The sequence below is a fragment of the Mycobacterium sp. GA-1199 genome, from assembly GCF_001500045.1.
In the GTDB taxonomy this organism is placed as follows: domain Bacteria; phylum Actinomycetota; class Actinomycetes; order Mycobacteriales; family Mycobacteriaceae; genus Mycobacterium.
Map to the genome: position 1 here is coordinate 70,350 of NZ_LQIX01000014.1, position 13,421 is coordinate 83,770.

12 protein-coding genes and 1 pseudogene are annotated in these 13,421 nt (G+C 68.1%); 10 read left to right on the top strand and 3 right to left on the bottom strand.

The window, feature by feature from the left end:
• Positions 1-103 precede the first annotated feature (103 nt).
• The 7 genes and pseudogenes from moxR1 to AU198_RS12235 all read left to right on the top strand — a co-directional run.
• Entirely contained in the window at positions 104-1,252 is a 1,149-nt protein-coding gene (moxR1, locus tag AU198_RS12205; protein ID WP_064348434.1) for a chaperone MoxR1, read from the top strand.
• Positions 1,249-2,196: a DUF58 domain-containing protein gene (locus tag AU198_RS12210; RefSeq protein WP_064348393.1), complete on the top strand. Its 948-nt coding sequence runs from the start codon at positions 1,249-1,251 to the stop codon at positions 2,194-2,196. The genes moxR1 and AU198_RS12210 overlap by 4 nt, the downstream gene beginning before the upstream one ends.
• 21 nt (positions 2,197-2,217) lie before the next feature.
• Entirely contained in the window at positions 2,218-3,225 is a 1,008-nt protein-coding gene (locus AU198_RS12215; RefSeq protein ID WP_064348394.1) for a VWA domain-containing protein, read from the top strand.
• Between the two features lie 23 nt (positions 3,226-3,248).
• Entirely contained in the window at positions 3,249-4,259 is a 1,011-nt protein-coding gene (locus tag AU198_RS12220) for a VWA domain-containing protein (RefSeq protein ID WP_064348395.1), read from the top strand.
• 60 nt (positions 4,260-4,319) lie between these two features.
• Complete coding sequence (gene fabG1, locus AU198_RS12225; RefSeq protein WP_064348396.1) at positions 4,320-5,099, top strand: 3-oxoacyl-ACP reductase FabG1; 780 nt, start codon at positions 4,320-4,322, stop codon at positions 5,097-5,099.
• A 29-nt stretch (positions 5,100-5,128) separates the two neighbouring features.
• Positions 5,129-5,938: an NADH-dependent enoyl-ACP reductase InhA gene (gene inhA / locus AU198_RS12230; protein WP_064348397.1), complete on the top strand. Its 810-nt coding sequence runs from the start codon at positions 5,129-5,131 to the stop codon at positions 5,936-5,938.
• Positions 5,935-6,943: pseudogene (locus AU198_RS12235) on the top strand (ferrochelatase); the annotation flags it as partial. The gene inhA and the pseudogene AU198_RS12235, both read left to right, overlap by 4 nt.
• On the opposite strand, the gene AU198_RS12240 reads toward AU198_RS12235, so the two are convergent.
• On the bottom strand, positions 6,921-7,769 hold the full coding sequence (locus AU198_RS12240; RefSeq protein ID WP_064348399.1) for an Rv1486c family protein: 849 nt from the start codon (positions 7,767-7,769) through the stop codon (positions 6,921-6,923). The pseudogene AU198_RS12235 and the gene AU198_RS12240 overlap by 23 nt on opposite strands.
• A 60-nt stretch (positions 7,770-7,829) precedes the next feature.
• Between AU198_RS12240 and AU198_RS12245 the strand changes: the two genes are divergently transcribed.
• Both AU198_RS12245 and AU198_RS12250 read left to right on the top strand, forming a co-directional pair.
• Complete coding sequence (locus AU198_RS12245) at positions 7,830-8,261, top strand: NfeD family protein (RefSeq protein ID WP_064348400.1); 432 nt, start codon at positions 7,830-7,832, stop codon at positions 8,259-8,261.
• Positions 8,262-8,291: 30 nt separating this feature from the next.
• Entirely contained in the window at positions 8,292-9,500 is a 1,209-nt protein-coding gene (locus AU198_RS12250; RefSeq protein WP_064348401.1) for an SPFH domain-containing protein, read from the top strand.
• Between the two features lie 12 nt (positions 9,501-9,512).
• Here the strand turns inward: AU198_RS12250 and AU198_RS12255 are convergent, their stop codons facing one another.
• Positions 9,513-10,709: a phytanoyl-CoA dioxygenase family protein gene (locus AU198_RS12255; RefSeq protein WP_064348402.1), complete on the bottom strand. Its 1,197-nt coding sequence runs from the start codon at positions 10,707-10,709 to the stop codon at positions 9,513-9,515.
• 48 nt (positions 10,710-10,757) lie between these two features.
• Positions 10,758-11,504, bottom strand: coding sequence for a TVP38/TMEM64 family protein (locus AU198_RS12260; RefSeq protein ID WP_064348403.1), 747 nt, complete (start codon positions 11,502-11,504; stop codon positions 10,758-10,760).
• A gap of 99 nt (positions 11,505-11,603) precedes the next feature.
• Between AU198_RS12260 and mutA the strand changes: the two genes are divergently transcribed.
• Positions 11,604-13,421 carry a methylmalonyl-CoA mutase small subunit gene (gene mutA / locus AU198_RS12265; RefSeq protein ID WP_064348404.1) on the top strand — a complete coding sequence of 606 codons (1,818 nt, stop codon included), beginning with the start codon at positions 11,604-11,606 and terminating at the stop codon, positions 13,419-13,421.

Sequence of the window (13,421 nt, forward strand, 5' to 3'; positions counted from 1 at the left end):
CAACGTCGACGGATTCTGTCGTGCCTGGAATAGTTGACGTCGAGCGTGCGGCCCAGACCGGCCTGCGCCGCTTTGACCAGCGAGTTATGTGGAAGGAATGTTGATGACCTCACCGAGCGGGCCGTCGCAGGGGCCTGGAGGCTACCCCGGCCAGGCACCGGCACAGGGATACCAGGGCTCACACGCCGCACCGTCGAGCCCGGCTTCCCAGAATGGCGGTCTGCAGCAGGAGGTCCACACGCTCGAGCGGGCCGTCTTCGAGGTGAAGCGGATCATCGTCGGACAGGACCAACTGGTCGAACGCATGCTGGTCGGCCTGCTCGCCAAGGGCCACGTACTGCTCGAGGGTGTGCCCGGCGTGGCCAAGACGCTGGCCGTCGAGACCTTCGCCAAGGTGGTGGGCGGCACCTTCGCGCGCATCCAGTTCACCCCGGACCTGGTGCCGACCGACATCGTCGGCACCCGCATCTACCGGGTGGGTAAGGAGGAGTTCGACATCGAACTCGGACCCGTCGTCGTCAACTTCCTGCTCGCCGACGAGATCAACCGCGCCCCGGCCAAGGTGCAGTCGGCTCTGCTGGAGGTCATGGCCGAGCGCAAGATCTCCATCGGCGGCAAGACGTTCCCGCTGCCCCAGCCGTTCCTGGTGATGGCCACGCAGAACCCGATCGAGCAGGAGGGCGTGTACGCGCTGCCCGAGGCCCAGCGCGACCGCTTCCTGTTCAAGCTGAACATCGACTACCCGTCGCCCGAAGAAGAGCGCGAGATCATCTACCGGATGGGCGTCAAGCCGCCGGAGCCCAAGCAGATCCTCGCGCCCGGTGACCTGCTGCGCCTGCAGGACGTGGCGGCCAACAACTTCGTGCACCACGCGTTGGTCGACTACGTCGTCCGGGTGGTGACCGCGACCCGTCAGCCCGAGAAGTTCGGCATGCCCGACGCCAAGGCGTGGATCGCCTACGGCGCATCACCGCGTGCATCGCTCGGCATCATCGCGGCGTCGCGCGCGCTGGCGCTCGTGCGGGGCCGCGACTACGTGATCCCGCAGGACGTCGTCGAGGTCATCCCCGATGTGCTGCGGCACCGGCTGGTGTTGACCTATGACGCGCTGGCCGACGAGATCTCGGCCGAGACGGTGATCAACCGCATTCTGCAGACCGTGGCCCTGCCGCAGGTGAACGCCATTCCGCAGCAAGGTCATTCGGTGCCGCCCGTCGTGCCCGCCGCCGCTGGTGCGGCCAGCAATCGGTGACCAGTTCCCGGCGCTCCGTTGATCTGCCGTCGCTGAAGCGCGGCGAGATCCGTGACCCCGCACTGAGCGCGGCGCTGCGCAAGCTCGAGTTGACGGTGCGGCGCAAGCTCGACGGCGTGCTGCACGGCGACCACCTCGGCCTGCTGCCCGGCCCGGGATCGGAACCGGGGGAGTCGCGGCTCTACCAGCCCGGTGACGATGTGCGCCGGATGGACTGGTCGGTCACGGCGCGCACCACGCATCCACACGTGCGGCAGATGATCGCCGACCGCGAACTCGAGACCTGGCTCGTGATCGACATGTCGGCCAGCCTCGACTTCGGCACAACCGGTTGTGAGAAGCGCGATCTCGCGGTGGCCGCCGCGGCGGCGATCACGTTCCTCAACAGCGGGGGCGGTAACCGGATCGGCGCGATCATCGCCAACGGCGACACCGTGCGGCGGGTGCCCGCGCTGTCGGGCCGGATGCACGAGCAGGAGATGCTGCGCGCCATCGCCACGATGCCCAAGGCGCCCGCCGGTGTCCGCGGCGACCTTGCCGCCGCGATCGACGCTCTGCGCAGGCCCGAGCGGCGCCGCGGCATGGCGGTGATCATCAGCGACTTCCTCGGCCCGATCAACTGGATGCGTCCGCTGCGGGCGATCGCGGGGCGCCATGAGGTGCTCGGAATCGAAGTGCTCGACCCGCGCGACGTCGAACTGCCCGCGGTCGGCGAAGTCGTGCTGCAGGATGCCGAGACGGGGCTGACCCGTGAGTTCACCATCGACGAGCAGTTGCGCGACGACTTCGAGCGGGCTGCCGCGGCGCACCGCGCGGAGGTGGCCAGGACGTTGCGGCGATGCGATGCACCGCTGCTGACGCTGCGCACCGACCGCGATTGGATCGCCGACGTCGTCCGGTTCGTCGCCAACCGCAGGCGTGGCGCGCTGGCGGGCCACGCCTGATATCGAGATGATTAGGCGCACATGACATTGCCGTTGCTCGGACCCATGACGCTGTCGGGTTTCGAAAACGCCTGGTTCTTCCTGTTCCTGCTCGCGGTGCTCGGAATCGTCGGGCTCTACATGGTGGTTCAGCTGGCCCGGCATCGGCGGATGCTGCGGTTCGCCAACATGGAGCTGTTGGAAAGCGTTGCGCCCAAACGTCCTTCGCGGTGGCGGCATGTGCCCGCGATACTGCTCGTCATCGGCCTGGTGTTGCTGACGGTGGCGATGGCCGGGCCGACGCACGACGTCCGCATCCCGCGCAACCGCGCGGTGGTGATGCTCGTGATGGACGTCTCGCAGTCGATGCGCGCCACCGACGTCGCCCCGAACCGGATGGCCGCCGCGCAGGAGGCGTCCAAGCAGTTCGCCGACGAACTCACCGCGGGCATCAACCTGGGCTTGATCTCCTATGCCGGCACGGCGACCGTCCTGGTGTCGCCGACCACGGGCCGGGAGGCCACCAAGGCCGCGATCGACAAACTGCAGTTCGCCGACCGCACGGCGACCGGTGAGGGCATCTTCACGGCGCTGCAGGCGATCGCCACCGTGGGAGCGGTGATCGGCGGTGGCGACGAACCCCCGCCTGCGCGAATCGTGTTGTTCTCCGACGGCAAGGAGACCGTGCCGTCGAACCCGGACAATCCCAAGGGCGCCTACACCGCGGCCCGCACCGCCAAGGACCAGGGGGTGCCGATCTCGACGATCTCGTTCGGCACGCCGTACGGCTATGTCGAGATCAACGACCAGCGCCAGCCTGTGCCGGTCGACGACGAGATGCTCAAGAAGATCGCCGATCTGTCCGGCGGTGAGGCGTTCACCGCGTCGAGCCTTCAGCAGCTGCGAGAGGTCTACGCGAACCTTCAGCAGCAGATCGGCTACGAGACGATCCGTGGCGATGCGAGCGTGGGGTGGCTGCGGCTGGGAACGCTGGCGCTCGCCATGGCGACGCTGGCGGCCCTGTTCATCAACCGTCGTCTGCCGAACTGATTCGCAAGGGATGACGATCTGACATGACGATTCCACTGCTGGGACCGCTGTCGCTCACCGGTTTTCAGCACATCTGGTGGTTCCTCCTGTTCCTGGTGGTCCTGCTGGTGCTGGCCGGGTTGTACGCCGCAGCCCAGATCGCCCGGCGAAAGCGGTTGCAGCGCTTCGCCAACACCGAACTGCTCGACAGCGTCGCGCCCCATCGGCCCAGTCCGCTGCGCCACGTTCCCGCGGCGCTGCTGGCGATCTCGCTGCTGCTGTGCACGATCGCGCTGGCCGGGCCCACCCACGACCAGCGCCTTCCCCGCAACCGCGCGGTGGTGGTGCTGGCCATCGACGTCTCCCAATCGATGCGCGCGACCGACGTCGAGCCGAGCCGTCTGGCCGCCGCCCAGGAGGCGTCGAAGAGGTTCGTCGACGAGCTCACGCCGGGTATCAACCTCGGAGTCATCGCCTACGCCGGAACCGCCAATGTTCTGGTCTCGCCGACCACCAATCGGGACGCGAGCCGGCGCGCCATCGAGAATCTGCAGGTCGCCGACAAAACCGCGACCGGTGAAGCCATCTTCACCGCTCTGTCGTCGATCTCCACCGTCGGCGCCGTCATCGGTGGCGGCGATACGCCACCGCCCGCGCACATCGTGCTGTTCTCCGACGGCAAGGAGACGGTGCCGAACAACCCCGACAACCCCAAGGGCGCGTTCACCGCGGCGCGGGCCGCCAAGGATCAGGGTGTGCCGGTCTCGACGATCTCGTTCGGCACGCCGAACGGCTCGGTCGAGGTGAACAACGAGCGGGTCCCGGTCCCCGTCGACGACGAGGGCATGGAGAAGATCGCCCAGCTCTCCGGCGGCGAGGCCTACACCGCGTCCAACCTCGACGAGCTGAACAAGGTCTACGACACCCTTCAGGACCAGATCGGATACGAGACCGTGCGAGGTGAGGCGACCACCGGCTGGCTCCGGCTCGGTGCCCTGTTCGCGGCCGTGGCGGCGGTGGCCGCCCTGCTGATCAACCGCCGGCTTCCGCTGTGAGCGCGCCCGTTCACTAAGGCGATTTCTTAGGAATGGCGGGCAGGCGATAGGTTGGCGGGCATGACTGCGCACGCGACGAGCAATGACACAGGAGCGACCGCCGAATCCGAATCGGCCGGTGGTCGTCCGCCTTTCGTCTCCCGCTCGGTGCTGGTGACCGGCGGTAACCGTGGCATCGGCCTGGCCATCGCGCAGCGGCTGGCGGCCGACGGCCACAAGGTCGCCGTCACCCACCGCGGTTCCGGAGCCCCCGAAGGACTATTCGGGGTCGTGTGCGACGTCACCGACAACGCCGCCGTCGACCGCGCATTCAAAGAGGTTGAGGAGCATCAGGGGCCGGTAGAGGTGCTGGTGTCCAACGCCGGCATCTCCAAGGACGCGTTCCTCATGCGCATGACCGAGGAGCGGTTCACCGAGGTCATCGACGCCAACCTCACGGGAGCGTTCCGGGTGGCGCAGCGGGCATCCCGCACCATGCAGCGCAAGCGCTTCGGCCGGATCATCTTCATCGGCTCGGTGTCGGGCATGTGGGGCATCGGCAACCAGGCCAACTACGCGGCTGCCAAGGCCGGCCTGATCGGCATGGCCCGCTCGATCTCCCGCGAGCTGTCCAAGGCCAACGTCACCGCCAACGTCGTCGCGCCCGGCTACATCGACACCGAGATGACCCGGGCCCTCGACGAGCGGATCCAGGCCGGGGCGCTCGATTTCATCCCCGCCAAGCGGGTGGGCACCGCCGAGGAGGTGGCCGGCGCGGTCAGCTTCCTGGCGTCCGAGGATGCGACCTACATCGCCGGCGCGGTGATCCCCGTCGACGGCGGCATGGGTATGGGCCACTAGATCTTTTCGCGAAGGAGAGGGACTTTCACATGACCGGTTTGCTCGAAGGCAAGCGCATCCTCGTCACGGGGATCATCACCGACTCGTCGATCGCGTTCCACATCGCCAAGGTCGCCCAGGAGTCGGGCGCGGAGTTGGTGCTGACCGGATTCGACCGGCTGAAGCTGATCCAGCGGATCGCCGACCGACTGCCCAATCCGGCGCCGCTGCTGGAACTCGACGTGCAGAACGACGAGCACCTCGACACGTTGGCCGACCGCATCACCGAGGTGATCGGCGAGGGCAACAAGATCGATGGCGTGGTGCATTCGATCGGTTTCATGCCGCAGTCGGGCATGGGCATCAACCCGTTCTTCGATGCCCCCTACGAGGATGTCTCCAAAGGCATTCACATCTCGGCCTTTTCGTACGCCTCGCTGGCCAAGGCGACGCTGCCCATCATGAACCGCGGCGGCAGCATCGTCGGCATGGACTTCGACCCGACCCGCGCGATGCCGGCCTACAACTGGATGACGGTGGCCAAAAGCGCGCTCGAGTCGGTGAACCGCTTCGTCGCGCGCGAGGCCGGACCGTACGGTGTGCGCTCCAATCTCGTCGCGGCCGGACCGATCCGCACGCTGGCCATGAGTGCGATCGTCGGCGGAGTGCTCGGCGACGAAGTCAAGGATCAAATGCGGCTGCTCGAGGAGGGTTGGGATCAGCGCGCACCGGTCGGCTGGGACATGAAGGACCCGACGCCGGTCGCCAAGACCGTGTGCGCCCTGCTGTCGGACTGGCTGCCGGCCACCACCGGCACCGTCATCTACGCCGACGGCGGCGCCAGCACGCAGTTGTTGTGACGGAGTTCGACGCCGTCCTGCTGCTCTCCTTCGGCGGGCCGGAGCGGCCCGAAGACGTGATTCCATTCCTGGAGAACGTCACTCGCGGCCGTGGCATCCCGCCGGAGCGGTTGGCGGCCGTCGCCGAGCACTACCTGCATTTCGGCGGCGTCTCACCGATCAACGGCATCAACCGGGCCGTGATCGAGCGGCTGCGCACCTATGTCGACGTTCCGGTGTACTTCGGCAACCGCAACTGGGAGCCCTACGTCGAGGACTCCGTGACCGCCATGCGCGACGACGGGGTGCGCCGTGCGGCGGTGTTCACCACGTCCGCGTGGGGCGGCTACTCGAGTTGCACGCAGTACGTCGAGGACATCGCCCGGGGGCGGCAGGCGGCGGGTGCCTCGGCCCCGCAATTGATCAAATTGCGTCAGTACTTCGACCATCCGTTGTTCGTCGAGATGTTCGCCGACGCGATCACGGCTGCGGCGGGGACGGTACCGGACGACGCACGCCTGGTGTTCACCGCACACTCGATTCCGCTGGCTGCGCGGTCACGCTGTGGCACAGAGCTTTACGAGCGACAGGTCGGGTATGCCTCGGCGCTGGTGGCGGCCGCGGCCGGCTACGACGACTACGACCAGGTGTGGCAGTCGCGCTCCGGGCCGCCTCAGGTGCCGTGGCTGGAACCCGATGTGGGCGACCATCTTTCGTCCCTGGCCGAGAGCGGCACCACAGCCGTCATCGTCTGCCCGATCGGTTTCGTCGCCGACCACATCGAGGTGGTGTGGGACCTCGACCACGAACTGCGCGAACAGGCCGATGCAGCCGGAGTGGCCTTCGCGAGGGTGGCGACGCCGAACGCGGATCTCGCGCGCGTCGCCGCCGAGCTGCTCGCCGAGTTGCGCGACGGCCGGGACCCCGTACGGGTACCCGGAGCGAATCCACCGCCGCTGCAGGGGTACTCGATCGACGGCGTGGTCTGCACGCCGGCCTGTGGTTAGGCCTGCCAGGCCGAGTGCAGAACCGCGTCGATCGCGGCCAGTCGCGCCGAGCGCACCACCGTCGACAACGGCCGCAGCGCGTCGTTGGCGATCTGCACCTCAGCGGAGCTGTGCAGCCCGATCGGTAGGAGCCCGGCGCTGACCGAGATGATCGCGTCGACGTGCGCGGCGTTCCCGAGCACGCGTGCGGCCCGGTGCGGCGCGTGGTCGGGAAGGCGGTGCATGCGGGTGGATTCCAGCACCTGCTCGACGAGTCCGCGGGGATCCTCCACGTCGATCTCGGCCGCGCCGGCACGCAGTGCCCCGAGCGCGTCGGCCGCCGAGCGGACCGCTGACCGTAGCGCGTACTCCGCCTCGGCCAGATCGCCGTATCCGGCGGACGTGGACGCTTCGGGTATCGAGTACACCGTCCACGACAGCCCGCACGGGTCGCGGTCGAAGTCGTCCTCGTCTTCGTATTCGTCGTACTCGAAGTCGGGCACGAGGCCGATCGACCCCGCACCGGAGACGACGATGGCCTCGCCCGCGGTGATCGCGTCGCGCTGGAACTGGGTGCCTGCGGGTAGCCCCCGGACGTCGCCGGGGACCGGCAGCGCCAGGCCGATCGGCGGTTGGGTCAGACCGGGACCGGCGGCCGTGCGCAGCGTCTGTAACAGGGACACGGCGCCCGTATCGACCAGATCGGGCCAGGGCAAGCCCGTCGCACCGGCTGCCACCGAATCGTAGGCGGTTACGGAATGCTTTGGTGCCCAATGTGATAGCGCATCGAGCACATCGTCGGGGGCGGCCATGCCCGCTAACCAGGCATTAGCCCACACCGACAGCGAAACACTGGGACACCACATGATGTTCGAAGTGTAGTTGTTACGCCCGCAGCCGGTCGGGCACGACGTTAGGGTGGTGTCATGCCTGCTGCGCTGATTTGGTTGATTGCCGCGTTGGCGCTCGCCGGTGCCGAGGCACTGACCGGCGACCTGTTCCTGCTCATGCTCGGCGGCGGGGCGTTGGCCGCCGCCGGGTCGAGCCTGATCTTCGACGACCTGTGGGTCCACGGCGCGGTGTTCGCCGTCGTGTCGATCCTGTTGCTGGTGTTGGTACGGCCCGCGCTGCGCAGGCACTTCCAGGCCGGCGGCGGTCTGCCCGACCCGGCCAAGGCGCTCGAGGGCAAGAGTGCGCTGGTGCTCGACCGGGTGGCCCAGCACGAAGGACAGGTGAAACTCGACGGCGAGGTCTGGACGGCGCGCCCGCTCAACGAGAACGACGTCTACGAACCGGGGGACCAGGTGACCGTCGTGCAGATCGACGGTGCCACCGCCGTCGTCCAGAAGCTCGCCTAGGACTTACGGGGTACGAGGGAAGGAATCGTCATGGATGGTGCCGTCGCGGGCCTGGTGCTCGTCGGCGTGCTGGTGGTGTTCGCCGCCATCATCGTCGCGAAGTCGATCGCGCTGATACCGCAGGCCGAGGCCGCGGTCATCGAGCGGCTGGGCCGCTACAGCAAGACCGTGTCCGGTCAGCTGACGCTGCTGCTGCCGTTCGTCGACCGGATCCGCGCCCGGGTGGACCTGCGCGAGCGGGTGGTGTCCTTCCCGCCGCAGCCGGTGATCACCGAGGACAACCTGACCGTGCAGATCGACACGGTGGTCTACTTTCAGGTGACCAATCCGCAGGCCGCCGTCTACCAGATCAGCAACTACATCGTCGGCGTCGAGCAGCTGACCACGACCACGCTGCGCAACCTCGTCGGCGGCATGACGCTGGAGCAGACGCTGACCTCGCGCGACCAGATCAACACGGCGTTGCGCGGCGTGCTCGACGAGGCCACCAACCGCTGGGGGTTGCGGGTGGCGCGCGTCGAACTGCGCAGCATCGACCCGCCCCCGTCGATCCAGGATTCGATGGAAAAACAGATGCGCGCCGACCGCGAGAAACGCGCGATGATCCTGACCGCGGAAGGCAACCGCGAATCGGCCATCAAACAGGCCGAGGGCCAGAAGCAGGCCCAGATCCTGGCCGCCGAGGGTGCCAAGCAGGCCGCGATCCTGGCCGCCGAGGCCGACCGCCAGTCGCGCATGTTGCGCGCCCAGGGCGAACGCGCCGCGGCCTACCTGCAAGCCCAGGGTCAGGCCAAGGCCATCGAGAAGACGTTCGCGGCCATCAAGGCGGGCCGGCCCACGCCGGAGATGCTGGCCTACCAGTACCTGCAGACCCTGCCACAGATGGCCAAGGGCGAGGCGAACAAGGTGTGGTTGGTGCCCAGCGACTTCGGTTCGGCGCTACAGGGTTTCACCAAGCTGCTCGGCGCGCCGGGGGAGGACGGCGTGTTCCGCTACACCCCGTCGCCGGTCGACGACACGCCGGTCAAGACCGAGGATGACGACGAGGTCGCCGACTGGTTCAACACCGAGACCGATCCCGAGATCGCCCGTGCCGTGGCGAAGGCCGAAGCGGAGGCGCGCACTTCGGTGGATGCCCCCGCGCCCATCAACGCGCCGCCGTCGTTCCCCGGAATCGGCCAGCAGACCAATCCCGCGCCGCAGGAACGCGAATCCGGCGGCGGGGCGCACTCCCGCTGACCGGGCGGGTGCTCACTGGCTCGTGTTCAGCGGCGCCGCGTCGGCCATCCGCTTCAGCTGCTGACGGCCCACCTGGGCGTGGGTGTCGATTGTCGGAAGGCTGAAGCTGGTGTACATCACCCGCCGGTCCCGTTCTACCGGTGGCTGGGCCATGTGCAACGTGCACGACAGGTGGACGGTGACATCGCCGGCCTCGGTGGCGACATCGACGACGGGAAGGTCGAGACCCGGTTGGAGGCTGGGTGCCGGCCACACGAGGGCTCGATGCGAACCGGCGACGACGCGCAGCTGACCCGACGTGGGACCCCCTGCGGTCACTGAGATGCCGACCGTCAGCCCACAGCAGTCATAACTGTGCCGGCCGAGGGCACAATCCTTGTGCCAGGGAACATCTGAGATTCCCCGTGTGACGCCGAGCGGCTTGAAAAGGGCCTCAACGCGTTTGCCTTCCCACCCGCTGACGACGTGGCCGTCGCCGGTCAACCCACCGATTTGCAAGAGGCGTTCGTCAGCGACGAGCGCAGCGGCTGTTCGAGACTCCGCATCGAATCCCTGCATCCGGACCAGGGCGCTGCTCCCGTCCTCCAGGGTGGCCCACCACGAACGCCCGTCGCCTTCGAAGTATCGCGGTGCGGCAAGATCCATTTCGGTCGAGACGGCGGCCATCTCCGCTTGGCTGAACATGCCCCTGATGTGCAGGTAGCCGGCTTGTTCGAGGAACCAAGCCATCTCGTCGGCTGGATCGTCCGGGGCGTAGCAGTGTTTCAGGTCCAGTTGCTCGCCGTCGTGATCCTTGAAGACGACGGCGCCGTTGACATGAGGCGTCGTGCCGTCGAGTGCGGCTCGCAGGAAAAGCCACCAGTCCAAGACGTCGGACAGTTGCCCGGCGATCTGCAGGGTGCCGGTGGCCAGCCATCCCATCGGGGTGACCTGGTCGGAGACCAGCGCCGTCAGCTGCTCTGCGTCGATTCGCAATACTGTCCCGGTCGCCGCCCCTCTCACGCATGTCATGCGCCGCTCGTCGACGCCGAGAGTCCAGCGTTGATCGTCTACCGAAACGGTCAGCGGTCGCGGCGCCCGCTGCTGAAGCGATGGCGCGAGCCGTTCGTTCGAGTCGACGAACAGTCGCGGGAGTGTGGCCTCGAAGAATTCGGCGGGCTCAATAAGCGCGGGCTCGCCGTCGACCCTCGTTCGTACGTCGACACTCATGTGTGCGAAACAGCGTAGGAAGTTCAGACCCTCCCTATCAAGTGCACCTCACCGCGTCAGGCGGAGCGCCTCTTCGGCCTCGGGTGCGATGGTCCGCTCGCGCTGATGACGCCGGTGCACGCGGACCTCGTAGACCAGCCCTGCCACGCCCAAACAGGCCGTACAGAACGAGATCAGCACGAGCAGCGGGCTGACGTTGCCGGTCAGCGCGTCGCCGAGGATCACCACCGCCGCGGTGCCCGGCACCAGGCCCGCCAAGGTCGCCAGCGCGTAGGGCAGCACGCGCACCGACGACACGCCGGCCGCGTAGTTGAGCACGGCGAACGGCACGGCGGGAATCAGCCGCATCGACAGCACCGTGGGCCAACCGCGTTCGCGTAGCCGTGCGTTGAGGGACTCGATTCGCGGATGGCGCACCGCCCGGTCCAGTCGAAGGCCCACCGCGCGCACGAGCAGCACCGCGATGACCGCGCTGATCGTCGCCGCCGTCACCGCCAGCGGAATCCCCAGCACCGGCCCGAAGAGCAGGCCTGCGCCGAGCGTGAATGCCGTACGCGGGAACGGGAACACCGTCACCACGATGTGGGCGGCCAAAAACGCCAGCGGAAACCACGGCCCGACCGAGGTGGCCCAGTCACGCAACTGGACGGCGGTCGGCATCGGGACCAGCAACGCAACTGCGACGAGAATCACAATCGCCGCCAGGGACCCGACCAGACGCGTCCGGGAGACGCTCGAAAGCGTCGTGATCACCGCGCCGCGGACCGCGCGCAGGGTGCTGACGACGGAGTTCACGTCTACCAAGACTACGGAACCGCGGCCGGAGTCACCTGTTCACGCGCCCGTGAGTCGGCCGACCGGCAGACACCGCTGTGACTGCGATCATTTAGCCTGATGATCGTGCAGAAACCCACTGTGGTCGAGGCCGATCGCGAGCGCTGGCGCTCAGCGGTTGCCGCGGTGCTGGCAAAGAGCACCCGGCGGGATCCCGCCGATCTACCGGCCGAACCCGAGCGACTGCTGGATTCGCCCACCTACGACGGCTTCGCGATCCGCCCGCTGTACACGAGCGCCGATGCGTTACCCGAACCCCCGCTGCCCGGGCAGTGGCCGTTCGTGCGTGGTGGTGACGCACTGCGCGACGTCAAGGCCGGCTGGAAAGTCGCCGAGGCGTTTCCGGCGAACGGGCCCGGCAACGTGTCCGAACACAACGGCGCGGTGTTGCTCAGCCTCACCGAAGGGGTCAGCGCGCTCGTCATCCGCGTCGGTGCGCCCGCCGGCGTCGCGGCCGCCGAGCTGGACCGGCTGTTCGACGGCGTCTTCCTCGACCTCGTCCCGGTCCTCTTCGAGGTCGCAGGGCCGGATTACGTGCGGGTCGCCGACGCGGTGCTCGGCCTGTTGAGCGACCTGGACGACGATCAGCGTTCCCGGCTCTCGGTGGACCTCGGCGCCGACCCGTTGACCGCACCGCTGAGCGGACGCGTGGCTCCCGAGACCGCCGACGTCGTGGCCACCGCCGCCAAACTCGGCGACTACGGCGGCGGCGTTCGCGCCATCACCGTCGACGGACCCGCCTTCCACAACCTCGGCGCCAACGCATCGTGGGAGCTGGCGGGCCTCGTGTCCGCGGGCGTGAGCTACCTGCGGCAGCTCGAAGAGGGCGGCGTCGTTGTCGCGGATGCGCTGCGGCAGATCAGTTTCCGCATCGCCGCCGACGACGACCAGTTCATGACGATCGCCAAACTGCGGGCCGCGCGCCTGCTGTGGGCCAGGGTCGCCGAGGTCGTCGGGGCGCCCGAGCACGGAGCGGTCCGGTTGCACGCCACGACGTCGCTGCCGATGATGTCCAAGCGCGATCCATGGGTGAACATGCTGCGCACAACGGTGGCCGCCTTCTCGGCCGGTGTCGGCGGAGCGGACACCGTCCAGGTCCAACCGTTCGACGTCGCGATTCCCGGTGGCTTTCCGGGGACGGCCCCAAGCTTCGCGCGCCGGATGGCGCGCAACACCCAACTGCTGTTGCTCGAGGAGTCGCACCTGGGCCGCGTGCTCGACCCGGCGGCGGGCTCCTGGCACGTCGAGGACCTCACCGAGCAACTGGCCGAGCAGGCGTGGAAACACTTCCAGGACATCGAGTCCCGCGGCGGCTTCGAACAGGCCCGTGACCACATCGCAGCCCAAATCGCCGAGGTGGCCGAGCGGCGCGCCGAGGACATCGCACACCGGCGCACCGCACTGACGGGGGTGAACGAATTCCCCAACATCGCCGATCCGGCTCTGCCGCAGGGTGATTCGCTGCCCGGTGTGGCCCGCTATGCGGCGGGCTTCGAGGAACTGCGGGACCGCTCCGACGCCTTCCTCGAGAAGACCGGGGCCCGGCCGAAGGTGCTGCTGCTTCCGCTCGGTCCGCTCGCCGAACACAACGTGCGGACCACGTTCGCGACCAACCTGCTTGCGTCGGGCGGCATCGAAGCGGTGACCGACGCGGATCAGACACCGCCGATCGCCGTGATCTGCGGCACCGACGCCCGCTACGCGGAGGAAGCCTCGACCGCGGTCGAAGAGGCACGCGCGGCCGGCGTGACGCATGTGCTGCTCGCGGGCCCGGAAAAGGCCGTCGCGGAAACCGATTCCAAGCCGGACGGCTACCTGACCGCGAAAATCGACGCGGTCGCCACGTTGTCGGACCTGCTCACCAGATTGGGGGCCTGA